Raw genomic sequence first — 25,042 nt, forward strand, 5'->3', positions numbered from 1 at the left:
GTGAAAGCATCTCGCCGTGGACCGGTGCCGGCAGGGCCTGGAAATGAAGGCATAATTGGCCAACTTCGCTCATGTAAGCCTGATGTCTACTACCGATCCCAAGCCGTCCGCCGACAAGGGCGGCGCCGATGCAAAAACCGTGGCCGGCGCCGCCGCGTTCTCGAAGTTCATTGCAGTCCTGCAACTCGTCGCGGATGCCGACGCGCCACCCAACGTCGCGAAACTCAGTGCCGCAAGCGGCTATCCGCGTCCCACGGTCCACCGGATCGTGGCCGCGTTGCAGGCGGAAGGCATGATCGTCGCGACCGGGACCGGCAACACGTTCAACCTCGGTCCGCGCCTCGTCAATCTGGCGAGCCGCAGCTGGGAGCGTTCGGATCTGCGCCTCGCAGCGGTGGACGCTTTGATGGATCTGCGCAACAGCACCTCGGAGACGATCCACCTCGCGGTGCCGAGCCAGGGCGAGATGGTCTACATCGAAAAGCTCGAAAGTCCCCATGCAGTGCGTATGGCGTCGCGCATCGGCACGCGCGTATCGCTGACGTCCAGTTCGGTCGGCAAGGCCTATCTCGCCACGCTCGACATGCGCGAACGTGAAGCGCTGCTCGTGCATGCGCCGCTGCGACGCTTCACTGCCAACACGCTGACCGACCTTGACGAAATCCGCCGCGAACTGATCGCGACCGAGCAACGCGGTTACGCCGAAGATCGCGAGGAGAACGAAGAGGCGATCTCCTGCTACGGCGCGGCGATTCGTGGCGCCGACGGGCGCACGGTGGGCTGCATCAGCATCAGCATGCCGACCTTCCGGCTGCAAAACGACCCGCAAAGCCGCTACATCGAGCCGCTGCTGGCCGCTTGCCGCGCCGTCGCCGCGCGCCTCGGGCCGACGGCGGGACGCTAGCCGGATACACACTCGCCGCGTAGGAACCGGCCGCACACGCCAATAGCAGCGACGGCCAGGCTCCTGCTGCCCTGCTCGGCCAATGCGAAAAAAAACGGCGTCGTGCCCGGTTGGGACGCGACGCCGCTAAAAAACACCACACGCTCGCGGGGGCTACCTCACGAGTGGACGAAAAGTACCCGCTATGCAAATCATCCTCAAGATGAAAGAACTACGTTTGTAACGAACGACGCGGTAGATATTACGCAGGCCGTAATAACCAGGCCCGCAAATTCAACACCGTTAGGCATCGAATCCTTGCGACGACAGGCGTCGAAATTTGAACATTTACAGACGGCGATCATTTGTTACAGTCGGGCGCGAACGCGCGAGATCTCACGTGGGGAAGCGATTCTTTCAAGCGTAAGTCGCGCGAAATCCGGCTACATCGAAATCTCCAAGGCATGCGGTCAACCCTCAGGCTGCCCGGTTCACGCAGCGACGAGCGCCGTCCACGCCACGCGCGGGCGCGATGTATTCGAGCTTGACCGGCAAGGTGCCCGCAACGTTCACACCGATCGCCTCCGCAGCGGCATACGACAGATCGATGATCCGTCCGTGCACGAACGGCCCACGGTCGTTGATCCGCACGACCACCGAACGTGCGCGCCCCACTGCCGTCACACGCACACAGGCACCCAGGGGCAAAGTGAGGTGCGCGGCGGTCAATGCGTGCATGTTGTAGCGCTCGCCGCTCGCGGTGCGGCGACCATGGAACATCTTGCCGTACCACGACGCGAGGCCGGTCTGCAGAAAGCGCCTGCTGCATGCGCAGGCCGGCACTGCCGGCGAATCGTCGTCCGCGGACTGCGCTTGGGATCGCGGCTGTTCAGCCGATAAGCTCGGCGCGAGTGCAGCGCCGCGCTCGTCACCATCGTTATAGCGATCTTGCAACGCATGAGGCGCCGTCCGCTCGACCGTGCGAATGGCCGGCTTGCCGCTGGTTAGGGCGGCATGCTCGACGACCGGCGGCGCGCAGCCGGCCAGCGCCCACGCACAGCCAAGCGACGCGAGCATGACACCGAGAGGATTTTTTGCAGCCAGGCGGAGAAAGCCGGTGAAACCCGTGCGGTTGGTGAAGCGAAAGGTCATAGGCATTACATTGCGCAGCGCGCTGCATGTCACAGCACGCCGCGTCGAGTCCGGTTCGAGGAAGCGGCGATGCCGCGTAAGCATCGGCTTAAGGGCGCTTCGGAAGATAGTTGAGCGGATCGACGGGCTTGCCGCCGTCGCGCACTTCGAAATGCAAAGAAGCGTCGCCGTGGGAGTCGGAGGAAAGCTCAGCAATCGCCTGCCCCTTCTTGACGAGCGCGCCGTCTTTCACGAGCAGCGCGCGGTTGTTCGCATAGGCGGTCAGCAAATGTGAGTCGTGCTTGATGATGACCAGCAGACCATAAGCCGCAATGCCGCCGCCCGCGTACACGACTCTGCCGCTCGCCGCCGCTCTCACCTGCTCGCCGGCAGCCGCGGCGATCGCAATACCCTTGGTTTTTCCTGCCACGAACGGCGCTGCAACGGCACCGTTGACCGGCCATGCAAGCCGCGCTTTGCCGATGGGCGCAACACTCTGAGTTGCGTTCGTGTGAGGTTCGGGGCTTGCAGGCGTGCGCGCATTCAATACGGCAGGCGCGCTCGCAACTCCCGCTGGCGGCGCGACGCGCAGCAGTTGGCCGGCATCCAGTGCGCCATCCGCTGACAAATGATTCCAGTGGGCAATGGCCACTGCGTCGCGGCCAAAGGCCCTGGCAATGCCGGTCAAGGTATCGCCCGAATTCACCCGATAGAAGCCAGCCGGAACCATTGCCTCATTAGGGGCTGCAGGCACTCGGCTAGAGGGCCACGTCATCGGCGGACTTGCAGGCTGGCCGCTCGGCGCCAGCAGCGAGCAACCGCTCAGCGCGCCGGCCAATGAGAAGGCGAGCAGGATCGGGACGGCCGGTAAGGCGCAACGGGGCAAACACATTTTCATTGGAACAGTGGGACGAGATCGGGATGGTGCAAGGCGGCGCATCGAGCGACCGCCGCTACGGTGGTGCGGCGATCGGCATGGAGAGGTCCGCCTGTCGAACACGCTGCGCAACCGGCGCACGCGTTCAATGCGGGCGTGAACATCAGCACTCGTGTTTCTTCGCGTGGCCCGGCGGGCAATGAGTGTCGCGATTGAAGCGATAAGCATCGTGGTCGCCCGCTGCGTGCGTGCGCCGGCCTTCCCACTCCTCGCGGCTCCACGAACGGTGACCGTCCCAATAGCGGCCGTCGTGCCAGCCTTGTGTCACTGGAGCATTGGCAGTCGTGTGCACGGAGGGGCTGAGCGCGAAGTCGAAGCTCTTTGCCTGAGCGACGACGGACAGGCTCATCGCGCAACCAAACGCGATCGAAATACAAATACGTTTCATACAAGAGTCCTAACTAACTAGATGTGAATCCGAACGAGAACGCCAACGACGCTCCGCGCCGTCGACCCGCGACTGGCCCGCCTGAAGAAGACGGTGCTCTGCGTCTCGCGCAGATTTTCTGAAATGAACGGCAAGACAGGAAACGGGCCGATGCCATGCACCGGCCCGCGTCTTCACAGGCTCGCTACGCGGCGTAAAGGTTACGGCTTGGAGGGCGCTGCTTCGTCGGATGCCGGTGCGGCATTTTGTTCGCCGCCGGCAGCCGATGCTGCATGGTGCGAATGCTTGTGCGCATGCTTATGCGCGTGCTTGTGTTGCTTCGTGGCGTGATGGTGCTGGACTGCCGGCTTTGTTTCTTGCGGCGCAGCAACAGCAGCTTGCGACGAGGCCGCGACCGGTGCCGAAGCCTGCGCGAACGCTGCGATCGAGAAGAGGCCGGCGACAGCGGCGGCGACGAAATGCTTGTTCATGACGGTTATTTCCTTAACGTACTGCGTTGACTGACCCGATGATGGTCGCGTGTTCAACGAATACGGGAAACAACCGTTGACGGCAGATAGACAAACTCCGCGTTTCTTGACGACTTGTGACGTCTTTGAACAATGCGGAGTCAAATCTGGGGATTTTGAATACCGGGAAAACGTCCGTATTCAATGGCTGATGCTATTGCTTCATGTTCGAACGCACGACCGGCGCGCACTGTCCCGAAACGGTTCGCGTCACCTTCCGCCTTCGAGCTCGGGCATCGGCGCAAACAGCGCGTCGATGTCGTCGTCGGAGAACTTGGCCGCGCCGGCGGCGTCTTCGGAGAGAATGCTGTCGGCAAGACCGGCCTTCTGCTCCTGCAATTCCACGATCTTTTCTTCGATGCTGCCCGCCGCGATCAGTTTGTAGACGAACACGGGCTTGTCCTGTCCGAGTCGATGCGCGCGGTCGGTGGCCTGATTCTCGGCGGCGGGATTCCACCACGGGTCGTAGTGGATCACGGTATCCGCAGCGGTGAGGTTCAGCCCCACGCCGCCCGCCTTCAGGCTGATGAGGAACAGCGGCACTTCGCCTTGCTGAAAACGCTCGACGGGCGTGATCCGATCCGTCGTGTCGCCGGTCAGGATCACATAGGGAATCGCCGCTTCGTTCAGCGCCTCGGCGATCAGCGCGAGCATGCCGGTGAATTGCGAGAACAACAGCACGCGGCGTCCCTCTTCGATCAGCTCCGGCAGCATGGACAGCAGCAGGTCGAGTTTGGCGGAGCGCATGCCTCGTGCGCCCTTTTCCGCCTTATCGGGGCTCGCCGGCTTGCCGGCTGCGTCTTCGCTGCGTTCGCCGCCCTCGCCCGCAGTCCGCAGCGTGCGCACAAGTCGCGGATCGCAACACACCTGCCGCAGCTTCAGCAGCGCGTCGAGCACGATGATGTGACTGCGCGCGAGACCCTGTGCGCTCACGGCGGCGCGCACCTTCTCCTGCATCGCCGTACGCACGGTTTCATACAGATCGCGCTGTGCACCTTCCAGATCGACGGAGCACACAATCGTCGTCTTGGCCGGCAACTCTTTCGCGACCTCGTCCTTGCGACGCCGCAGCATGAATGGCCGGATGCGACGTGCAAGCAACGCGCGGCGCACGCCGTCGTTATTCTTTTCGATCGGATTGCGCCAGCGGCGCGTGAAGTCCTTCTGGCTGCCGAGAAAACCCGGCAGCAGAAAATCGAACTGCGACCATAGTTCGCCCAGGTGATTTTCGAGCGGCGTGCCCGTCAGACACAGCCGGTGCCGCGCGTTCAAGCCGCGGATTGCCTGCGCGGCTTTCGTCGTCGCGTTCTTCACGTACTGGGCCTCGTCGAGAATCAGCAGGTGATATTCGTGTTCGGCAAGCACCTTCTGGTCGCGCCACAGCAATGCGTACGTCGTCAGGATCAGTTCATGTTCGCCGATCCGCTCGAAGCGCTCCTTGCGCTGCGGGCCGTTCAGCACCAGCACCTTCAGCTCGGGCGCGAAGCGCCGTGCTTCCTCGCGCCAGTTGTGCACGAGCGTGGTCGGCACCACGATCAGCGCCGGCCGGTCGAGCCTGCCCGCTTCCTTCTCGGCGAGGATATGCGCAAGCGTCTGCACAGTTTTACCAAGGCCCATATCGTCGGCAAGGACACCCGCGAGACCCTGCTCGCGCAGATACTGCATCCAGTTGAGACCCTGCTGCTGATACGCGCGCAGTTCCGCGCGCAGTCCGTGAGGCACCGGCACCTCGCGCAAGCCGGGACCGGCTTGCAAACGCTGCGCGAGTTCACGGATGGAATCGTCGCCGCGAAATTGCCAGCGTCCGGTATCGCTCAACGCCTGAAGGCGGCCTGCGTCCACGGAAGGCACGCGCAGCGGTGCGCCCTCGGCCAGGCTCGCACCGAGCGAATCGAACAGATCGACCAACACGCGCACCACCGGCTTGAGCCGGTCTGCGCGCAGCCGCAGGCGCTTGTTCTCTTCGGTTTTCAATTCGATGGGTTCGTCGTCGGCAATCGCCTCCAGCGCGCCGCCGAGCCAGCGCCGGTCGCGCCGGAACAGATCGGCGAGCAACGGCTCGAGCCGCACATTGCGCTCGCCGATGCGGATGCCCATTTCAAGATCGAACCAGCCGTCGCCCGCCTGATGCGCGGTGCCGTCGATCGCATCGATCTCGATGACGTTGTAGCGGAACTCCGGCGCCATCGTCACACGCCAGCCTTTGCTGACGAGTTCCGGCACCGCGTCGCTGATAAACGCGGACCAGGCGTCCGCATCGGCCAGGCCGAGCATCGTTTGGGGCAGTTGCCGCGACGTGAACACGCGGCTCGTGGGCACCTTCTGCAGCCCGCTCTTGCGAAGTTCGAGCAGGCGCTTCTTCTCGACCTCGTAGCGGCGGCGGATATGAATGACGTCGCCGCCCGGCATGGGCACGAGCGTCACGCTGCTGTCCACGTTGATGCTGACGCCGTCATAGTCGAAGCTCACGCCGGCCAGTTCGACGGCGAGGCCCTTGGCCTTTCCGGCGGACGGCAGCGCGTGGCTATTGAGCGTGAGCACAGGCACCGGCTCCACGTCGATCACGCGGATGGCCGGCGCGTCATGCGTGGGCGGCAGCGGCAAATCCGGCGCGACCTCGCGCAGCACCGACGCGACAAGGGGCGCTTCGGCGAGCGAGATCGGCGGCATCGCGAGGTAATCGGGCAATTGCTGGAACGGTAGCGACGAGCGCACGATACCGGCCTCGTTGGCCACGCCGTCCACATACCAGACCGGCTCGGTGGGCAACACCATGCTGGCGCGCGGCTCGGTGCACAGAACCGGGCGCAGCCGCTGGTCGGCAAGCGGCTCCCATTCGATGCGCCCGGGCCGGTCGGCCGCACGCGCGAGCGGCGTGGGCCCGTCATGACCGGGCGCAATCCTGAAGTCGACGAAGAGGCGCCCGGTGGCAATGAGCTTTTGCAGCATCTCCGCGCCGCTCGTGCCGCGCAGAATGAATTGCCTGAAGTCTTCGCGGGAACGGCCGAGCCACAGGCCGCGCAAGATGGACAGATCTTCGTCCGACACGAACCCCGGTTGCTTCACGAGCGCCGCTTCGACGTTGCCCCACGTTTCGCCGACGGAGACGATCCGGCCATCCGGATTGCAGCGCGCGCGGTGCAGCACGACCTCGTGCCGCATGTGGAAGTCAGACCAGTTCAGCCGGTAGGCGAGCGTCTCGGTGCGCGCGGCGCTCGCCTTCTGGACAGCGGCGTCGGCGGCTTCCGCGCGTGCCCGGAAGCGTTCGAGCCAGCTGACCAGTTCGGGACGCACGCCGGATTGCAGAGCGGTGCGTTCCGCCGCTGCAAATCGGGCGAAGACGGCGGCGCTTTCGTCACGCTCATCGCCGTCCACGTTGATGATGTGGTCCATCTCGTCGTGGTATTCGAGCTCGGCCAGCAGCAGCGCGGCGACATGCTTGCAATTGCGGCCGACCGGGCAGGTGCAGTCGCTCTGGGCCCACGGCAAGCCGCCGTCGGTGCGAAAACGTACACGCGTTCTGTAAGGAAGCGGCTGCGAGCCCTGCACGTCGCCAGTCAGCGTGGCCCCGTGCCATGTCACGTTGCTGACGGGCCCGACCGCGCGCGCCTTGGCGACGGTATTTTCACCGAGCCATTCTGCAATCCGTTCCCGATCAAAGAAAACTGACGACATCTGGGTGCATCCTCTTCAAGCCCGGCGAAGGCAGGCGGCGCGGGAGGCAACTGCCGGCGGACGGCGCTGTCCACCGCTTGGTTCGCCCGGAGCCTGGCTGCCAGTGATAACCGGCCATTTTACGCGTTCGCGCGAATTGGCTGTGCGAGGTGGCGCTCGCGTGGCGGTAGCCTGCGGGCGGGTTTGGGGTGCGTCGGGCAGTGTCCGCGTTCGAGGCGCTCCCGACGAAGGATGTCCGCGTGCCCGCCGGGCGGACTGCGCAAGCGGCGACAAAGGCGGACGCGCAGGCTGGATTCAGCTACGGTTGATGAGCTAAAAGGGTAAGCCGGTTGCTACAAAGGGCGCGCGCTGTCCTCGCCGTCCTCGCCCTCCTCGCAGCTTTTCGCCCCACCGCCGGGCGGCGCGCCGACGAGCACCTCCACACCGACGGCCGTCAGCGCTTGCGCAAGGGCCGGCGCGGGGGCTTCGTCGGTAACGAGCAGGTCCACGCAATCCGCGCCGAACGCGTGCAGCAACGCGCTATGCCCGAATTTGGCGTGATCCGCCGCGACCACGCGACTCTCCGCCTGAGCGAACGCCGCGAGCGAATACGCGACGTCGGCGGGAAGCGCGTCCATGAAACGCCCCTGCATGTCGATGGCGGTCACCGAGACGATCGCGTAACGCACATGAAACTGGCGCAGAAAAGCCTGAACGCTGTCGCCGGTCGCGGCGCTGTCGTCGGCACGCAGTTCGCCGCCCGCGATGAACACGCGGTTGCCGTTGCGCGGTGCGAGCAGGCGAGCCACTTCGATGGAGTTGGTCACGACCGTGAGCCGGGAGCGCGCTGTCAGCGCCCGCGCGATATGCACGCACGTGCTGCCGCCGTCGAGGATCAGCGAGTCGCCGTCGCGCACCAGTTCCGCGATGCGCGCGCCGATCGCCCGCTTGCCCGCGAGACTCGCCCCCATGCGCCGCTCGAACGGCGGCTCGTCGAGGCGCTCGGGCAGCATGATGCCGCCGTGGACCTTCAGAAGCAGGCCCTGCGCAATCAACGGTTTGATATTGCGGCGGATGGTCTCGTCTGAAACCTCGAAGCGCGCGGCAAGACCGGTGATCGTGCAGGTGCGTTGCTCGCGAACGAGCTGCAGGATTTCGCTCTGGCGTTGGGTCGAGAACATGGAATGGGGCGAATGAGGATTTGGGTGAGTCTAGCAAAAACAACGTTTCGCCGTGGCAGTTCACATATATTCCCACGCAAAACCACATCGAAATCTTCGGTGCGCGTCAAGGCGTCGTCCCACGGCAACGGTCGCCATTGAGCCTCTATAAGGAATCTGCTGTCCACATATGACATCCATAAGTCTCGACGCCACCAACCTACCGACGCCCGATCACCCGTTGCTTTATGTGTATTTGTGCGGCAATCTTCGCACACTGATCACTTGGTTCCAACACATGTCCACACCCATCCCCGAGCACGCGCGCGTCGTCATCATCGGCGGCGGCATCATCGGTTGCTCGGTTGCGTACCACTTGACCAAGCTCGGCTGGACCGACGTGGTCATGCTGGAACAAGGCCAGCTTTCCTGCGGGACGACGTGGCATGCGGCCGGTCTGGTCGGCCAGTTGCGCGCTCAGGAAAGCATGACGAAGCTGATCCGCTATTCGACCGCGCTTTACGCGGAGCTCGAAGCCGAGACTGGCCTTGCAACGGGCTGGAAACAATGCGGCTCGCTGTCGGTCGCCCGCACCGCCGAGCGGATGACGCAACTCAAGCGCACCGCGGCCGTGGCCCGCGCGTACGGCGTGACGTGCGACGTGATCAGCGCGCGCGAGGCCGGCGATCTATGGCCTGTCATGCGCACCGACGACCTGCTCGGCGCCGTCTGGCTGCCCGGCGACGGCAAGGCGAATCCCACTGATCTAACCCAGGCCCTCGCTCGCGGCGCCCGCATGCGCGGCGCGCGCATCGTCGAGAACACCCGCGTGAGCGCTATCCACACGCGCGACGCCCACGGCGCACGCGAAGCGAGTGGCGTTGCGTGGCGCAACAAGAACGGGGACGAAGGCACGATCGGCGCCGAGATCGTCGTGAATTGCGCCGGCCAGTGGGCCAAGGCCGTGGGCCGCCTGTGCGACGTCACGGTGCCGCTGCACTCGGCCGAGCACTACTACATCGTCACCGAACGCATTGCCGGCGTGCACCCCGACCTGCCCGTCATGCGCGATCCGGACGGCTTCATCTATTTCAAGGAAGAAGTGGGCGGCCTCGTCATGGGCGGCTTCGAACCCGACGCGAAACCGTGGGGCATGCAAGGCATTCCCGAAAACTTCGAATTCCAGTTGCTGCCCGACGATTGGGATCAATTCGAAATCCTCATGACGAACGCGCTGCAACGCGTACCCGCGCTCGAAACGGCGCAGGTCCGCCAGTTCTACAACGGTCCGGAATCGTTCACGCCCGATAACAACTTCATGCTCGGCGAGGCGCCCGAACTGCGACGCTTTTTTGTCGGCGCGGGGTTCAACTCGATGGGCATCGCCTCGGCCGGCGGGGCCGGCATGGCGCTGGCCGAATGGATCGTGGCGGGCGAGCCGACCATGGATTTGTGGCCGGTCGACATCCGCCGCTTTGCACGCTTTAACGGCAACGACACGTGGCTGCACGACCGCGTGAAGGAGACGCTCGGCCTGCACTATGCGATGCCGTGGCCCAATCGCGAACTCGACAGCGCCCGTCCGTTTCGCCGCTCGCCGCTATACGCATTGCTGCGCGAGGACGGCGCGTGTTTCGGCAGCAAGATGGGCTGGGAGCGCGCCAATTTCTTTGCGCCGACGCGCGACGAAGCACGCATCCACTACGCTTTCGGCCAGCAGAACTGGCTGCCGTTAAGCGGCGCCGAACACCGTGCGTGTCGCGCAGGCGTGGCGCTCTTCGACATGACGTCGTTTTCAAAATTTCTCGTCAAAGGCCGCGACGCGCAAAGCGTTTTGCAAAACCTGGTTGCGAACGACGTCGACGTGCCGCCGGGCACCGCGGTCTACACCGGCATGCTCAACGAGCGCGGCAATTACGAATCGGACTTCACGCTCACGCGCCTCGCCGCGGATCAGTACCTGCTCGTCACCGGCACCGCGCAAACCACGCGCGACTTCGACATGATCGACAAGGCAATTCCGCGCGATAAGCACTGCGTGCTCGTCGACGTGACGAGCCAATATGCGGTGCTCGCCGTGATGGGACCGCGCTCGCGCGAACTGCTGCAAAGCGTGTCGAAAGCGGACTGGCGCAACGAGTCGTTCGCGTTCGGCCAAAGCCGCGAAGTCGATATCGGCTATGCAACCGTGCGCGCGACCCGCCTCACCTATGTCGGTGAACTCGGGTGGGAGCTGTACGTGCCGGTCGAATTCGCAGTGGGCGTGTACGAGACCTTGCATGAAGCCGGCAAAGCGTTTGGCCTCGTCAATGCGGGCTACTACGCGATCGACTCGCTGCGCATCGAAAAGGGTTACCGCGCATGGGGCCGCGAGCTGACACCGGACACGAATCCGTTTGAAGCGGGCCTTGCATTCGCATGCAAACTCGACTCGGGCATTCCGTTCCGCGGCCGCGCCGCACTGCTCGAACTACGCGACAAACCGCTGCGCCGTCGCATGGTGGTGCTGACTGCGGACGGCGCAGCGGATCGCATGCTATGGGGCGGCGAAGCGATTCTGCGCGACGGCAAACCGGTCGGCTTCGTGAGTTCGGCGGCTTTCGGCCATACGCTCGGCTGTCCGGTCGCGATGGGCTATGTGAACAATCCCGATGGCGCAGCAGACCCCGCGTATCTGACGAGCGGCGCGTATGCGATCGACGTAGCCGGCGAATCGCTGCCGGCTACTCTTCACGTGAAGGCGCCTTACGATCCCCGCTCCGAGCGAATCCGCAAGTAGCGCGCGACGTCTAGCGTCCGCCGCGCGCCATACTCGAAAACACGCCGTCGCGGCGGATCAGGCCATGAAACAGCGCCGCCGCGAGATGCAGCAGCACCGTGCCGAACAACGCAAAAGCGAGCCACGTATGCAATGCGCGCAGCACCGCAAAAAGCTCGACGCTGTGCGGCGCGATCGGCGGCAAATGCAGTGGACCCCATAGCGTGAGCGGATAGCCAGCCGCGGACAGCATCGCCCACCCGATCAGCGGCATCGCAAACATCAACGCATAGAGCACCGCATGCGAGCCCTTCGCCGCCATTCTTTGCGATGCGGGCATGTCGTGAGGCAATGGCGGACTGCCGCGCCGGATGCGCACGCTTGCGCGTATCACCACGAGCAACAGCAAAGCGATGCCAAGCGGCTTGTGAATCGCAATCAGCGTGTCATGCGCGCGCGAAACGGTTGCGACCATGTCGACGCCGATGAACAGCATCGCGACGATGAGCGGCGCCATCGTCCAGTGCAGAAACCGCGCTAGCGGACTGAAGTGCGTGCGGGTCCGCGTCATGAGCGCTCTCCGTGTGCCGGGGCTTGATGAAGCTCGGGATGCAGCGTTTCCTCGCGCGTGCGGCGCTTGAACGACAGCGCATAGGCAGCCGAGCGCGCGGCGAGCAAAGGATCGTCGGACGGCGCGATGCCGGCCGGCACGATCGTCGGATCGAAATTGACGTCGCGGCAAGCGCCGTTTTCCTGCGAGGTGCTGCGCTCGATGACCAGCGTCCCCGCGTCGATATTCTCGCGATCGGCGGGCCATTGCAGCGTGGCGTCGTCGGTGGGATCGCCAGGATGGGCAACGGTCAGGATCAGATGCCAGCGCAACGGGCCGCTCTGCAGACGCTCGTCCAGGTCCGCCGCGAGAAAGTTCTTCTCGGCCTTTTGGGCGTCCGTAATCGGCCCGTACGGCGTCTCGGGCACCATCGCCCAGCGCACCGCGCGCGTGTCGCCGGTCTCGTTGGTGAAGCGGAACGCGTTGATGCCGTAGTACGCGGCGTTCGCGAGGCTCGACGAAGGCGGATGCGCCTTCACCCACGTCTGGAACGGCTTGGTCTCCGGATTGGCTGCGTAGAAGGCCTTGAGTCGAGCCGGGTCCGGTTTGCCGGTCGCCGGATCGGGCGTTGCGGCGAGCAGTTGCTGATAGAACTGCTCAGGCGTATGCACTGCGAAGACAGGTGTCGAGTTCATTCCGGTGCGCCACTGCTCGCCGTTCTTCAATTGAAACAGCAGAGCGAGACTGCGCACCGGGGAACTCGTATCGGGCGCGGACGGATTGCCGCCGGGCACCGCAAAGCGTCCGGTGACCGGCGTGCGGCCGGGCGCGAATACGACCGCGCGCGAGACCCGCTCGCCCTGGCCGTTACTGTCGAAATAACCTTCGACGCACAGGCCCTTCGCATGATTGCGGCGATAGCCCGGATGCGGTTGCCCGGCCACGGCCTGAAACGTATCGACGATGCGCGGCGCGCTCAGGCGTTGCGGCGTCAGCCACCCCGCCGTATAAGCGAAGCCGCCTGCGAGCAGAAGCACGACGGCGCCAATCGCGGCGAGCCGGCACGGCACGCAATGAGGTAGATGATCGGGAACGGTGTTTTTTGTCACGGAGACTCCTTGCTGAATCGGTGCGTTGATTTGCTAACACGCGCGGCGCAAGTCTATTCCGTTCGATTTCCGGCGCGCCCGTTCGCCACGCGCGCCGGCCGTCGGCATTTCAAAGGCGCTCAATTCATGCTGTCCGTCGGCGTGGCGTCGCTCGCGACGCGGTTCGCGGCCGCCTCGGCAGCAAGCGCCTGCTTGTGCTGTTCGACCATATGCGCGAAGACCGGGCTGACGTCCGGATATGATGCGTCGGTCACGTAATCGAGACCGTTCTGTTGTGCCTGGATCAGTTCCTGGTAGACCTCAGCACGGGTTTTTCCTTGGGCGAAAACATTCGACGAAGCGGCCAGAACGACGACGGACAATGCGGCAAAAGCGATCTTCTTCATGATGAACTCCGGTGAGTTGTGTGCGGGTTTGCATCAGGGAGAACCACGCTTCACCGGCTTTTATTCCTGTGCAAGTCTCGTGTAAAAAACATATCCGGTCCGCGGAATAAAGCAGTTCGCGAATGGGTTCGCTAGCTTCCGCAACGCCGCGATGGCACAGTAAAAGATGTTGCGCAAACTTGGGTCACGCGAGCGGAATAAACCGGTGCGCGGCGGTGTTTGCACCTCATTAGCCGGATCCTGCCCGGAGACCTTTCATCATGAACCCGAACGACGCCCCTACCGATTCGCCGCTTTCCGAAGCCGACATTCAGGCCTACGCCGACGGCACGCTGTCGCCGGCGCGCGCCGCGTTTCTGCGCGACTATCTCGGCCGCGATCCGGCGGAAGCGCGCCGGGTCGCCTTCTACGGCAAGCTGAACGAACAGATGCAGCGCTCCTTTCAGACCGCCGACGAACCAGCGGCTAGCGCATTCAACGGGCGGCGAGACTCCGACAGCCGCTGGGGCAGCGCTTTGAGGCTGCGCTTGCGCAAGCCGCTCAGGGCGCTGGTTGCGCTCGTTATCGCGTGCATCGCCGTGAGCGGCTGGCTGGCGGCCACCGAGGTCACGCGGCAGGCGCTTAACAACGCAGCCATCATGGCGTTGGCCGAAACCGCCGCCGCGCCATTTCCCGCCGCATCGCCGACCCGCAGGGACCCGTCCGCCCCCAACCTGGAAGCGATTGGGCTGCGGCTCGTGGATCAGCGCGTCGTGTCGCTCGGTCTGCTGCAGCGCGCCACCGAATTCATCTATTTGAATGGCGATAACGAGCCGGTCGTGGTGCTGTCGACGCTCGCGCTGCTCGCGCCCGCGCAGCCGCAATGGTCGGCGCGCCGCATCGGCGACGTGCGGCTGTTGACATGGACGGCGCAGCGGCAGCGCTTCGTGGTCGCCGGCAATGCACGCACACACGGTCTGATGCGCGCCGCCGACGTCATGACCATGCAATGAAACCGCACGATCTTGCGGCGTGTCGTTCAATCAACGGAATAAAATGCGCTCACGCGTGTTTGCACTACAAACGCGTGCGACGCCCGACGAAGCGCCGCCGCTCCTTGTCCACGAGAGGCCCCATGACCGGGATGAATAATGGATGTTCGTGACGAGTTGATGGAACACGTGCCGCGCTTGCGGCGCTACGCGCGGGCGCTGATCAACAATCGCGACCTGGCCGACGATCTGGTGCAGGACACGCTCGAACGCGCGCTCGGCCGCACCGGAATGTTCCAGGCCGGCACCGATCTGCGCGCCTGGCTATTTACGATCATGCACAACGTGTTCGCGAATCAGGCGCGCAAGGCGTCGTCACGCGCGGTTCACGTGGCGGTCGACGACGAAAGCGTGCATGAAAGCGAGTTCGCCGTGCCGGCGCAACAGGCCCGTTCGCTGGAAATGCGCGATCTCGACTACGCGCTGCAGCGTTTGCCCGTCGAGCAGCGCGAAGTCGTGCTGCTGGTAGGTCTCGAGGAAATGAGCTACGCCGACGTCGCGCTCGCGCTGAACGTGCCCATCGGCACGGTCATGTCGCGGCTTTCGCGCGGTCGCGAACGGCTTCGGGCATTGATGGCGGGCAGCCAGCCCGGTGCGAAATTACAGGTGGTGCGATGAGCGAGCAAATTACGCCGATTAGCGAAGAAGAACTGCACGCCTATGTGGACGGCACGCTGTCCGAGGAACGACGTGCGGATGTCGAGCGCGCGCTCGAACAGAATCCGGATCTGGCCACGCGCATCAGCGATTATTTCTCGCTGAACAGCATGTTTCATGAGCGCTACGACCGCGTGTTGAACGAACCCGTGCCGAAGCGCTTGCAGCCGGGCGCGCCGCGCCGCTCGCGCGTCGCTGCCAACTGGCCGCAGTTCGCGGGGATGGCGGCGGCGCTGGTGATGGGGATCGGCATCGGCGTCGGCACGCATATGGGACGCGACGCGTTGCCCTCGGTGGCGGGCTCGTCTAACACGCGCCCTGTCAGTGCGGACAGCAGCGAAGTATTCGCGCGTCAGGCTGCGGTTGCGCATGTCGTATATATGCCGGCCGTCGACCGGCCCACCGACATGAACGCGGATCGCGAGCAGGACTTCGTGCAGTGGCTTGCGAGTCGCCTCGGCACGAATGTGCATCCGCCCATGTTGTCGAAGGCAGGCTTCGCGCTCTCGGGTGGCCGCCTGTTGCCTGGTCCGGACGGCGACACCGCGCAGTTCATGTATCGCGACCAGAATGGCGAACGGGTGACGCTGTGCATCTCGCGCCGCAAGGTGAACGCGAACACGACGGCATTCAAGCTCTATCAGGACGGGCCGGTTAACGTGTTCTATTGGGTCGACGGCGATTTCGGCTATGCGGTGTCAGGCGGCATCGACCGCAAGCAGTTGCTGCAACTGTCGCATGACGTCTACTCGCAATTGACGGCAGCGGCGGCGCCGCCGGGCTGATGCAGATACCGTCTGGTGCGGTACGTCAGCGCGCGCCCGACTTCACGAGCTCGCGCGGCGTCATGCCGAGGAGCCGGCTCATCCAGTGCGCCATGTGGCTCTGGTGTGCAAAGCCCGCGTCGAGCGCGACCTGGCTCGCGCTCAGCCGGCCTTGCAGCAACAGCGTTCGCGCGCGTTCTACACGCCGCTGCACCACGTATTGATGGACAGGCACGCCGAGCGTCGCGCGAAACAGCACCTTGAAATGCGGCACGCTGAGGTCGGCAAGCGCGGCAAGCTCGCTTAAGGTGAGGCGTCGGTCGAGATGCGCTTCGATAAACTCCGTCACGCGCGCCGCTGTTCTCGGCGCGAGGGTGCGCCGCCTGTCGTCGAGCGACGCAGCGCCGCCGATCAGACGTACCACCATTGCCGTGCACAGACTTTCGGCGTAGAGCGGGTCCGATGCCACGTCTGCTTCCAGTTCCGCGCGCAAGGCCCACGCAAGATGCTGAAAGCGCGGGTCGCGCATCTGGAATTGCGGGCGAATCTGCGCACCGCTCGCTTTGAGCGCCAACTGTTCAGCGGTCCTGCGCGTGAAATCTTCGCCGATCCATACGCTAAAAATCGTGCAGGCCGATTCATCGCTCCATTGCCCGTCGAGTCCTGCCGGAATCACATCGGCGTCGCCGTGCGCCTGAATGCGCGAGTGCGGTTTCTCGTTGCAATGACAGTGCGCTCTGACGGGCGCGCCCACATGCACGCCGACCCGATGGTGCTTGAACGCCGGTATCCGGTGCAATCCGGCTGATACGTTCACCAGCTCGGCGCCGAAACCCTGCCAGCCAAGCATTCGGCTCGAACGCAGCGCGATACGGGAGCCGCTGTGCGCGGGTGGGATCTGCGTGCGGGTCTCAGGGACGGCATTCATCGTTTATCTCGCGGATGGCAGTCGGTCTGCGGGCATTGTGCATGGTTTTTCGGGCCTGCGCTCAATACGCCTCCTGGCTCCCGCGCGCGGCGGCGATAAGCAAAGAGTCATCCGAATCTGCTCACACGCATCTTTGCATGCGCGTTTTCCGCTGGACGCGTCCTTATGATCCGGCCATGACGATCCGGTAAGGAGCACCCCATGTTCGTGATTTTTGGAGCAGGCGGCAATGTCGGCAAAGTAAGCGCAGCCGCATTGCGACGCGCGGGCCGCCACGTGCGCGCCGTGGTTCGTAGCGTGGCGCAGGCCGATGCGCTCGCGCAAATCGGCTGCGATGTCGCGCTCGCCGATTTGCACGACCGGGCTGCGGTGGCGCGCGCATTGGAAGGCGCGCACGCGGTGCAGATTTTGTGTCCGGTGCCGCGCCATCACGATGACCCGGCAAACGCGATGCGCGGCATGATCGATGTGAGCGTCGAAGCATTGCGCGCAAATCCGCCGCCACATGTGCTCGCGCTTTCCGACTACGGCGCCGAACACGTGAGCGGAACGGGCATCACGACGCTGTTCCACTACCTCGAAACGCAACTCGGTACCGTCGACACCCGGTTGACGTTCCTGCGCGCAGCCGAGCATATGCACAACTGGGCGCGCGTACTGCCGCTCGCATTGTCGAAAGGCGTGTTGCCGAGCCTGCATCATCCGCTGGAAAAGCACTTTCCTACTGTGGCTGCGCAGGATGTCGGCGCGCTGGCGGCTCAATTGCTGCTCGACGGCGAGCCGCCTCAGCATTCGCCGCGCGTGGTCAGCATAGAAAGTGAAGAACGCGTCAGCGTGATAGACGTTGCTCGTACTATCGGCGAACTGGCGGGCCGGCCGGTCATGCCGCACGCCGTGCCGCGGGAGCAATGGGCGGCGATGCTCGAAGGCGCGGGCTTGGGCGAGCAACACGCGCGGCTCATCGTGGATCTTTACGACGCGCACAACGCGGGGCGCATCGACGTGCAAGCGGGCGTCAGTGAACGGCGATTCGGTCCCACGACGTTGGCGCAGGCGTTAGCGGCGATCGTGCCGCACAGCGCGGCCCAGAGCGCATGATCGAGGAGCATGGAAATGTCGACCTGCCCGTTGAGATACGAGCCGAGGCGAACGTCCACGCATGCGAGCCGCTTGCTCGCGCTCGTGCTCACTCTATCCGCACTCGTGGGCTGGCGCGCGCTTCGGGATCTGCTCAACGCGATTCCCGACAGCAACGATGACTTCGGCTTGTTCTAAAGCGGGAAGTGCTCGGCCGTCCAGATGTTGTTGCGACGATATGGGTGCGCTAGCGGCGGCGTGGTTTATTCGTTCTCGTCGAAGTAATGCCCGAACTTAAGCTGCTTCGTGCGGATATAGCGCTCGTTTTCCTCACGCATCGGGATGGCGAGCGCGACGCGTTCGCAGACCGGAATGCCGTGCTTGGACAGTGTGTCGAACTTTTCGGGGTTGTTGCTCATCAAGCGGACCGAGGTAACTTTCAGCGTGCGCAGGATGCCCGCCGCCGAGTCGTATTCGCGTGAGTCGTCCGGCAGACCGAGATCGAGATTGGCCTCGACGGTATCGCGCCCCTGCTCCTGCAGCGCATAAGCGCGGATCTTGTTCGACAGACCGATGCCGCGGCCTTCGTGACCACGCAGATACAGCAGCACGCCGCAGCCTTCGGCAGCGATATAGCGTAGCGCCAGATCGAGCTGCTCGCCGCAATCGCAGCGGTAGGAGCCGAGCACGTCGCCCGTCAGGCATTCGGAGTGCAAACGTGTCAGCACCGAAGACCTGTTCGCGACGTCGCCCATCACGAGCGCAAGATGTTCGGCGCCGCTTTCGACCACGCGAAACACGTAAGAGGTGAACGTGCCGTAGCGCGTGGGAAGCGTGGCGGTGGCGTCGAGAACGACGCATTCGCCGTTGATGGCGCCGTCTACTACGGGCGACGGATCGTGAGACATGAGCATGGCGTTAGGCAATGGTGCTGAACATGAACCCGATCAAACCGGGGATAAGGTACGGACAGGAGTTTACCGCTAATCGGCCAACCGCACCCGTATGCCCATGCATGGCGCACGGATCATGCACCAGTGAAGCGCCCGATGCGCCGCAAATGCAAACAGCGCGAGGCCGCTTACCCGAACTAAACGCTTTGCGCGCTCCAGGTATTCCCGAACACACTCGCTGGCGCGGCGCGCCTATACTGGAATCGCTTGGTCCTCGACAGCCGCCGCGCCGGCGTGCTGCACCGCGAAACGGAGCCGCTCCATGACAACCGTTGCACAGCTTCTCAAAACCAAACCGAACAACACGACCGTCTACACGATACGGGCCGACGACTCCGTCTATGAAGCGATCAAGCTGATGGCCGAGAAAGGCATTGGCGCGCTCGTCGTTACGGATGGCGACAGCATTGCGGGGATCGTCACGGAGCGCGATTACGCGCGCAAGATCGTGCTGATGGACCGGTCTTCGAAGGCCACGCCGGTACGCGAGATCATGAGCAAAGCCGTGCGCTTCGTGCGCCCCGAGCAGACCACCGACGACTGCATGGCGCTCATGACCGAGCGACGTATGCGCCACTTGCCGGTGATTGAAAACGACCGGCTTGTGGGAATGGTGTCGATCGGCGACCTCGTGAAGAACATCATCGCCGAACAGCAGTTCACCATTCAGCAACTGGAGTTCTATATTCACGGCGAGCGCCCCTGACGCGCCGCGCCTGCGAGCCGCAAAAAAAGCCCAATCGCTGAACGGTTGGGCGAAGCTACCTTGCGGCAGCGGAGGTTCTTGTGAATTCTGGACGGTGCATGACACCGCGCAGCACTGTGCCGGCGCCCTGCTTTGGTAGCGCGCAGGGCTACGGCACTGCCTGACTGGCTATGGACCACGGATTTGAGCCTTTGCGCCAGCCCGCGCAACGCCTCACAACCACGTGATTCGATACTTTAATTTAGTCTTGAAGGTTCACGCGCCGCCTGTTCTAACGGGGCGCGCTCTCCTGCTCACCATCCAGACTTGCAATGCTTGCTGCAGACCGGCTGCATCGCGATTATGGACCCAGCGCTCTGCGGCCGTATCGACGTGACCCGCCGGTTGCAGACTCACCTACCTGATGCTGTCGACGTGGCTTGGTTGCCGAAACTTAGTTGCCGAAATACACCGACTTCGGGCCGGTCATCTGCTCACGCACACCGCCCGATTGCGACGAGCCATTCGCCACGCCACCGTAGCCGCTGGTGTCGGCAACTGGCAATTGCGTTTGCGCGACTGCCGGGTTTTGCGCCTGAACGCGACGCTCGGCGGCCTGGACGTCGGCCGGATAGTTCGGGTCATTGCTGACCGCCGGGTTGTAGCCCGCCTGTTCCAACTGGATCAGTTCGTTGCGGACCTCCGCACGCGTCACGGGTTGCTGGCTCGATTGAGCGAACGATGCAACCGGAGCGGCGAGAACGACTGCGATGGCGACTCCCTTGATAAGCGATTTCATGATTATTACCTCCAGACCGGGTTTTATTTGCTGCTTGCCACACCGCGTGGAAGCGAGTGATTCCAGTCTAGTCACCGGTGCACCGAGGGAAAACCCCTAATTGTGAGATACATAATTGGCGTAATCGAAAAAGTCAGACGGAATTGCCGCAGCGGGAAATGCAGGTTGCATCGCTGCCGTAATAATTTGCCAGGGTGCAACGCTTGACCTCCTGTGTTTCGCAGCCACGGCGCTTATCTGCCAGGCCCACTGCCGCGAGACGGTCAAATTTGCGAATTGCCGCCGAGGTCCGCGCGGGGTGCAAGAAGCAGCTTGCGCGGGCCGCTGACGAACGCGCTGCCCGGCTCGAAAAAACGCAGCGGCCGATGCGTTTCGCGGGACAAGCCAATGCGTGTCGTCACACCCACCGGTACATCGCCTTTCTCGATGACACCGATCCACAGGTCGCGCCCGCCGCAAAGATCGCGGCCGTCGAAGGACTGGCCGATGCCCAGCGCCATAGTGAGACGGCCGGGTCCGCGCGCCAGGTCGCGCAACGGCACGCCGGGGCGGCGCGCTTCCATCAGCGGCAGGCCCTCGAGCGGCTCTATCGCCCGAATGAGAATGCCCGCACCGATGTCCTCCGCTTCGGCGGACATATTGAGCATGTACGATAGCCCGTAGGTGAGCCGCACATAGGCGTAGCCGGGCGCGAGAAACATGGAGCCGTTATATGGACGGCGTCCGATGAACGCATGGCTGGTCGAATCGCCCACCGGATATGCCTCGGTCTCGACGATGCGGCCGCTCATACGCCCTTCGGGTACATCGTGCACGAGGTATTTGCCGATCATGAAACGCGCGAGGTCCGCCGCCCCGACGGGCAAATCGTCACGCGACAAAGGGATGATGTGAAGCAATGGTTTGCGCATGCAGCGTGCCTTTTTGAATGCGTTGGTTCGAGCGTCGGTTCATGCGTTGGTTCGTGCGTTCGTTCGGCCGTGGGCTGATGCGTTGGTTAGTCCACTTTTTGGGAATGCGAGACGCCGCGACCTACACCAGCGCGCCCGGATATGCAGCAAAGCTTTGCGCATCATGGCTTCACCGTTGTAGCAAAGCCTCATTCCAGGCACCGCCGCGTTCACCCTGGAACCAATTGGAGTATCGTTTGCTTCCGGCCCGAAGCACGCCTGTGCCAGCTCACAGGGGCTTCGGCCCGTCGAAGCAGCCGCGATGAGCTTGACAGACTCAAGCATTTGCAAGACCCGCAGCAACGTCCTTCCGATTTGATTCCGCTGTACCCGTAGTGCAACACATGGTCTCCGCCAGGGGACGAGCATATTCACGACAAGGAGAAACTCGCATGAAAGCATCCACGGCAATGAAGATGGTCGGCGGCGCGCTGATCGTACTGGCATCGCTCAACGCGTCCGCCCAAAGCAGCGACGCGTCGGCGACGGCACCGGCAACCGCGGCGTCGTCGGCGGCAACGGGCAAGCAGGCCAAGGCTGCCAACCGTGCGCTCGGACGCAAGGTCCGTAGCGCGCTCTCCAAGACGAAGGGCTTGAGTGTCGCGAACATCAACGTGCGTGCACGCGGAGGTGCGGTGACGCTGGCGGGCACGGTGCCCGACCAGTCGCAAGTCGACCTTGCCACGCAAGCGGCGCAAGGCGTGGCCGGCGTGACGTCGGTGAAGAACGCATTGACGGTTCGTCCGGTCGGCCAGTAACGAGCAGAAGCCGGCGCTCTCGTGGCGCCGGCAGCAACATAGGCGGGTGCTGGCGTCGAGTTGCCTGACGTTGGCAGTCTGCCGGGTGCAACGGGCTTGAGGCAAATCTTGCAGCAGGCGTCGCAGTTGGCAGTTGGCAGTTGGCAGTTGGCAGTTGGCAGTTGGCAGTTGGCAGTTGGCAGTTGGCCGGTCGCAGTTCGGGATTGCCCCTTCGCAGTCCGCAGTCCGCAGGTCACAGCTCACAGGCACAGTCCGCAGTCCGCAGTGTCAATCCCGACTTGGCAATTCCGGCGTGGCAACCCCCAGCCCCAACTTGCGCTGCCACGACCCGCACCGCCATGAACAATCCTTCCCCGCGCCTGACAAAAAGCTCTACCATTCAAACCGTTGCGCCATCCTCCTAACGCATCGGATTAGTTCGTCGCCGCCCCTTTCCGAAGCCCGCCTCGTCGCACGACCAGGAACAAGCACCAGACAAAAGGAAGCCCGATGACCAAGCCGCCGACCGTCTTGCCCCGCTGGACTCTCGCCGTGCCGCTGGTTGCGTGGATCGTGCTGGGCGCGGCCTACGCATTGCCGGGCAACCAGTTGCTGCTCGTGCTGGTGGGTATCGCGCTCTGCGCCGCGGTGTTCACGGCCGTGCATCACGCGGAAGTGGTCGCGCACCGGGTCGGCGAACCGTTTGGCACGCTGGTGCTCGCTGTGGCCGTGACCGTGATCGAGGTCGCGCTCATCGTCTCTGTCATGCTGACTTCCGGCCCCGAGAAAGCGGGCCTGGCACGCGATACCGTGTTCGCCGCGGTCATGATCGTCTGCAACGGGATCGTCGGACTGTGTCTGCTGGTGGGCGGCATTCGCCATCGCGAGCAGGATTTTCAGAGCCGCGGCGCGGCTGCGGCTCTCGCCGTCCTGGCGTCGTTGTCGGTGCTAACCCTCGTCATGCCGAACTACACGACGACGAGCGTCGGCCCGGTGCTGTCGCCGTCGCAACTCGCTTTCGCCGGCGTGTCGTCGCTGGTGCTGTACGGCGTATTCGTGTTCGTGCAGACGGTTCGCCATCGCGATTACTTTCTCGCCGGCGTGCCCGACGAAGACGTGCACGCCGCGCCGCCCAGCGCCGGACTCGCGCTTACGAGCGGCGGCTTGCTGCTGGCGTGTCTCGTCGCGGTGGTGCTGCTCGCGAAAGTGTTGTCGCCGGTCGTCGAGACAGCGGTTGAGAATGCGGGCGCGCCGCCGGCGGTGGTGGGCATCATCATCGCCGCGCTAGTGTTGCTGCCAGAAGGCCTCGCCGCCGTGCGCGCGGCGCGCGCCGACCGCTTGCAGAACAGCCTGAATCTGGCGCTGGGCTCCGCGCTCGCGAGCATCGGCTTGACCATTCCAACCGTGGCCGCCGTGTTCCTGACGACGGGGCAACCGCTCGTGCTAGGCCTCGACGGCAAGGAGACCGTGCTGCTCGTGCTCACGCTGATTGTCGGCACACTGACGCTGAGCACAGGGCGCACGACGATCCTTCAGGGCGCGGTGCATCTGTCGCTATTCGCCGCGTATCTGTTCCTGTCGTTCGCGCCGTGAAGTTTGCACTCTGCTGCCCCGCCTTCCAACGCGCGGGCCGTTGACGCCTACTCTTCCCAATGCGCAGCGATCCAGTCGCGAAACAGGTTCAGCTTCTGCTGATGCGCGACCGAATCCGGATACACGAAGTAGTAGCGCCAACCCGTTTTGAGGACCATATCGAAGGGCCGCACGAGACGCCTCGCGGCCACGTCCTCGTCGATCAGCGCCAGGTCGCTGATGGCCACGCCGAAACCCTGCAACGCGGCGTTGGTCGCCATGTCGAGGGTGTCGAAGCTCGGCCCGTGCTCGGCGTCGATCTCGCGCGCATTTGCCGCGTCTGCTTCGGCGACCTTGGCAAGCCACATTTTCCAGTCACGATGATCGCGCGTGGGATGCAACAGCGTATGCCGCGCGAGATCCCCGACGGCCACTAGCGGCTTGTCCTTCAACAGATCGGGCGCGCACACGGGCGTGAGACGCTCCTCGAATAACGGCACCGCCTGCACGTCCGCACCGGGCGACGAGCCATAGATAATCGCGGCGTCGAACGGTTCGAGCTGAAAGTCGACGTCGTGCTGCCATGTCGTCGTGATCTGCACATGCAGGTCCGGATATTCGGCCTGGAAGCGCATGATCTTCGGCAGCATCCAGCGCATCACGCAGGTGGGCACCTTCAGCGCGAGGTCCGTGCGCTGGCGTGTCAGGCGCAGCGAAATCTCCTCGATTCGCGCGAAGCTTTCCTTCACTGCCGGCAGCAGCAACTCGCCTTCGGCGGTCAGCGTCAGCCCTTTCGCGTGGCGCTTGAAGAGCGGAAACTTGTAGTAGTCCTCGAGCGCGATGATCTGCCGGCTCACCGCGCCTTGCGTGAGGCACAAATGATCGGCGGCACGCGTGAAGCTGCGGTGGCGCGCAACCGTTTCGAAAATCTGCAGCGCGTTGAGCGGCGGAAGGCGTCGCATCGAAGTATCCGGATCAGAAAAAATCATTGAGGCGGCGAGACGGAATCGATGTCGATACTCGTCGCCAGCCAACAGGATACGCGATCGCGCTTCGCCGCACGAGTCGTGGCAACGCTCAGTGACATGCGCTGCGCTCATGCGTCGATGTAAAAACGCGTCGAAAGTGCAGACCGCGCACTGCTGCGGGGCACGAGCCCCCGCCGACGCACCAGAACCGAGCTTTGCTCATACCTACGGCCAAGTGCGGATCGCGCAAAAGCATGGACGTTAACCCGAATGCCCCGGTGGCTCAACGTTCGAGCCGATCGCGTTACGGGCTTTCAGCACTTCGCCGGATGCGCCGCGCATGAGATTCCGTCATGCCGCCCATGCGCATATTTCGTTTGTTGAGGGATTTTGGCAAACCTAGAGTGCATTCACAGCACGCACCGCGCAACGCGAACGGACGGTGCGATGCGGCGG

24 protein-coding genes are annotated in these 25,042 nt (G+C 63.8%); 10 read left to right on the forward strand and 14 right to left on the reverse strand.

From position 1 onward, the window contains the following. Window positions 1–82 precede the first annotated feature (82 nt). The gene (locus RW095_RS08780; protein ID WP_317018511.1) at window positions 83–904 is read left to right on the forward strand and encodes an IclR family transcriptional regulator; all 822 of its coding nucleotides are present in this window, start codon (window positions 83–85) and stop codon (window positions 902–904) included. A 456-nt stretch (window positions 905–1,360) separates the two neighbouring features. Here RW095_RS08780 and RW095_RS08785 read toward each other — a convergent pair whose 3' ends face one another. The 6 genes from RW095_RS08785 to RW095_RS08810 all read right to left on the reverse strand — a co-directional run bounded on the left by RW095_RS08785 (window position 1,361) and on the right by RW095_RS08810 (window position 8,683). Continuing rightward, window positions 1,361–2,035 carry a septal ring lytic transglycosylase RlpA family protein gene (locus tag RW095_RS08785; protein ID WP_317018513.1) on the reverse strand — a complete coding sequence of 225 codons (675 nt, stop codon included), beginning with the start codon at window positions 2,033–2,035 and terminating at the stop codon, window positions 1,361–1,363. Between the two features lie 88 nt (window positions 2,036–2,123). Continuing rightward, the gene (locus RW095_RS08790) at window positions 2,124–2,912 is read right to left on the reverse strand and encodes a peptidoglycan DD-metalloendopeptidase family protein (protein ID WP_394365115.1); all 789 of its coding nucleotides are present in this window, start codon (window positions 2,910–2,912) and stop codon (window positions 2,124–2,126) included. A gap of 142 nt (window positions 2,913–3,054) precedes the next feature. Beyond that, the gene (locus RW095_RS08795) at window positions 3,055–3,339 is read right to left on the reverse strand and encodes a hypothetical protein (RefSeq protein WP_317018516.1); all 285 of its coding nucleotides are present in this window, start codon (window positions 3,337–3,339) and stop codon (window positions 3,055–3,057) included. 200 nt (window positions 3,340–3,539) lie between these two features. Continuing rightward, a complete protein-coding gene (locus RW095_RS08800; protein ID WP_317018517.1) occupies window positions 3,540–3,809 on the reverse strand; it encodes a hypothetical protein in 270 nt (89 codons plus the stop codon). Between the two features lie 249 nt (window positions 3,810–4,058). Further along, on the reverse strand, window positions 4,059–7,523 hold the full coding sequence (locus RW095_RS08805) for a DEAD/DEAH box helicase (protein ID WP_317018519.1): 3,465 nt from the start codon (window positions 7,521–7,523) through the stop codon (window positions 4,059–4,061). 332 nt (window positions 7,524–7,855) lie between these two features. Beyond that, window positions 7,856–8,683 carry a DeoR/GlpR family DNA-binding transcription regulator gene (locus RW095_RS08810; protein WP_317018520.1) on the reverse strand — a complete coding sequence of 276 codons (828 nt, stop codon included), beginning with the start codon at window positions 8,681–8,683 and terminating at the stop codon, window positions 7,856–7,858. A 277-nt stretch (window positions 8,684–8,960) separates the two neighbouring features. On the opposite strand from RW095_RS08810, the gene RW095_RS08815 reads away from it, so the two are divergent. Next, a complete protein-coding gene (locus RW095_RS08815; protein ID WP_317018522.1) occupies window positions 8,961–11,441 on the forward strand; it encodes a GcvT family protein in 2,481 nt (826 codons plus the stop codon). 10 nt (window positions 11,442–11,451) lie between these two features. On the opposite strand, the gene RW095_RS08820 is transcribed toward RW095_RS08815, so the two are convergent. The 3 genes from RW095_RS08820 to RW095_RS08830 form a co-directional block, all read right to left on the reverse strand. Next, the gene (locus RW095_RS08820; protein WP_317018523.1) at window positions 11,452–11,991 is read right to left on the reverse strand and encodes a cytochrome b; all 540 of its coding nucleotides are present in this window, start codon (window positions 11,989–11,991) and stop codon (window positions 11,452–11,454) included. Then, complete coding sequence (locus tag RW095_RS08825; RefSeq protein ID WP_317018525.1) at window positions 11,988–13,079, reverse strand: catalase family peroxidase; 1,092 nt, start codon at window positions 13,077–13,079, stop codon at window positions 11,988–11,990. Before RW095_RS08825 ends, RW095_RS08820 begins: the two co-directional genes overlap by 4 nt. A 119-nt stretch (window positions 13,080–13,198) precedes the next feature. After that, complete coding sequence (locus RW095_RS08830) at window positions 13,199–13,465, reverse strand: DUF4148 domain-containing protein (protein WP_317018526.1); 267 nt, start codon at window positions 13,463–13,465, stop codon at window positions 13,199–13,201. 260 nt (window positions 13,466–13,725) lie between these two features. Between RW095_RS08830 and RW095_RS08835 the strand changes: the two genes are divergently transcribed. The 3 genes from RW095_RS08835 to RW095_RS08845 all read left to right on the forward strand — a co-directional run bounded on the left by RW095_RS08835 (window position 13,726) and on the right by RW095_RS08845 (window position 15,938). Continuing rightward, window positions 13,726–14,457, forward strand: coding sequence for an anti-sigma factor family protein (locus RW095_RS08835; RefSeq protein WP_317018528.1), 732 nt, complete (start codon window positions 13,726–13,728; stop codon window positions 14,455–14,457). 138 nt (window positions 14,458–14,595) lie between these two features. Continuing rightward, window positions 14,596–15,114, forward strand: coding sequence for a sigma-70 family RNA polymerase sigma factor (locus tag RW095_RS08840; RefSeq protein ID WP_128590591.1), 519 nt, complete (start codon window positions 14,596–14,598; stop codon window positions 15,112–15,114). Then, on the forward strand, window positions 15,111–15,938 hold the full coding sequence (locus RW095_RS08845; protein WP_317018530.1) for an anti-sigma factor family protein: 828 nt from the start codon (window positions 15,111–15,113) through the stop codon (window positions 15,936–15,938). The genes RW095_RS08840 and RW095_RS08845 overlap by 4 nt, the downstream gene beginning before the upstream one ends. A gap of 25 nt (window positions 15,939–15,963) precedes the next feature. Here RW095_RS08845 and RW095_RS08850 read toward each other — a convergent pair whose 3' ends face one another. Next, window positions 15,964–16,845: an AraC family transcriptional regulator gene (locus RW095_RS08850; RefSeq protein ID WP_317018531.1), complete on the reverse strand. Its 882-nt coding sequence runs from the start codon at window positions 16,843–16,845 to the stop codon at window positions 15,964–15,966. 201 nt (window positions 16,846–17,046) lie between these two features. Here RW095_RS08850 and RW095_RS08855 point away from each other — a divergent pair, with 201 nt between their 5' ends. Beyond that, entirely contained in the window at window positions 17,047–17,943 is an 897-nt protein-coding gene (locus RW095_RS08855; protein ID WP_317018533.1) for an NmrA family NAD(P)-binding protein, read from the forward strand. 9 nt (window positions 17,944–17,952) lie between these two features. Beyond that, the gene (locus tag RW095_RS08860; protein WP_317018535.1) at window positions 17,953–18,120 is read left to right on the forward strand and encodes a hypothetical protein; all 168 of its coding nucleotides are present in this window, start codon (window positions 17,953–17,955) and stop codon (window positions 18,118–18,120) included. A 65-nt stretch (window positions 18,121–18,185) separates the two neighbouring features. On the opposite strand, the gene ribA is transcribed toward RW095_RS08860, so the two are convergent. Next, the gene (gene ribA / locus RW095_RS08865; RefSeq protein WP_317018536.1) at window positions 18,186–18,836 is read right to left on the reverse strand and encodes a GTP cyclohydrolase II; all 651 of its coding nucleotides are present in this window, start codon (window positions 18,834–18,836) and stop codon (window positions 18,186–18,188) included. Between the two features lie 301 nt (window positions 18,837–19,137). Between ribA and RW095_RS08870 the strand changes: the two genes are divergently transcribed. Then, the gene (locus tag RW095_RS08870; protein ID WP_027779322.1) at window positions 19,138–19,581 is read left to right on the forward strand and encodes a CBS domain-containing protein; all 444 of its coding nucleotides are present in this window, start codon (window positions 19,138–19,140) and stop codon (window positions 19,579–19,581) included. Between the two features lie 433 nt (window positions 19,582–20,014). Here RW095_RS08870 and RW095_RS08875 read toward each other — a convergent pair whose 3' ends face one another. Both RW095_RS08875 and RW095_RS08880 read right to left on the reverse strand, forming a co-directional pair. Then, complete coding sequence (locus RW095_RS08875) at window positions 20,015–20,359, reverse strand: DUF4148 domain-containing protein (RefSeq protein WP_317018539.1); 345 nt, start codon at window positions 20,357–20,359, stop codon at window positions 20,015–20,017. A 263-nt stretch (window positions 20,360–20,622) separates the two neighbouring features. Then, a complete protein-coding gene (locus RW095_RS08880; protein ID WP_317018540.1) occupies window positions 20,623–21,270 on the reverse strand; it encodes a DNA-3-methyladenine glycosylase in 648 nt (215 codons plus the stop codon). A 431-nt stretch (window positions 21,271–21,701) separates the two neighbouring features. On the opposite strand from RW095_RS08880, the gene RW095_RS08885 reads away from it, so the two are divergent. Further along, the gene (locus RW095_RS08885) at window positions 21,702–22,067 is read left to right on the forward strand and encodes a BON domain-containing protein (RefSeq protein ID WP_317018541.1); all 366 of its coding nucleotides are present in this window, start codon (window positions 21,702–21,704) and stop codon (window positions 22,065–22,067) included. A 489-nt stretch (window positions 22,068–22,556) separates the two neighbouring features. Beyond that, window positions 22,557–23,639 (forward strand): calcium:proton antiporter, encoded by a 1,083-nt coding sequence (locus RW095_RS08890; RefSeq protein ID WP_317018543.1) that lies wholly within the window; start codon window positions 22,557–22,559, stop codon window positions 23,637–23,639. A 47-nt stretch (window positions 23,640–23,686) separates the two neighbouring features. Here RW095_RS08890 and RW095_RS08895 read toward each other — a convergent pair whose 3' ends face one another. After that, window positions 23,687–24,580, reverse strand: a complete 894-nt coding sequence (locus tag RW095_RS08895; protein ID WP_317018544.1) for a LysR substrate-binding domain-containing protein — start codon at window positions 24,578–24,580, stop codon at window positions 23,687–23,689. Window positions 24,581–25,042 lie beyond the last annotated feature (462 nt).

The sequence above is a fragment of the Paraburkholderia kirstenboschensis genome (assembly GCF_032806925.1).
In the GTDB taxonomy this organism is placed as follows: Bacteria; Pseudomonadota; Gammaproteobacteria; order Burkholderiales; family Burkholderiaceae; genus Paraburkholderia; species Paraburkholderia kirstenboschensis.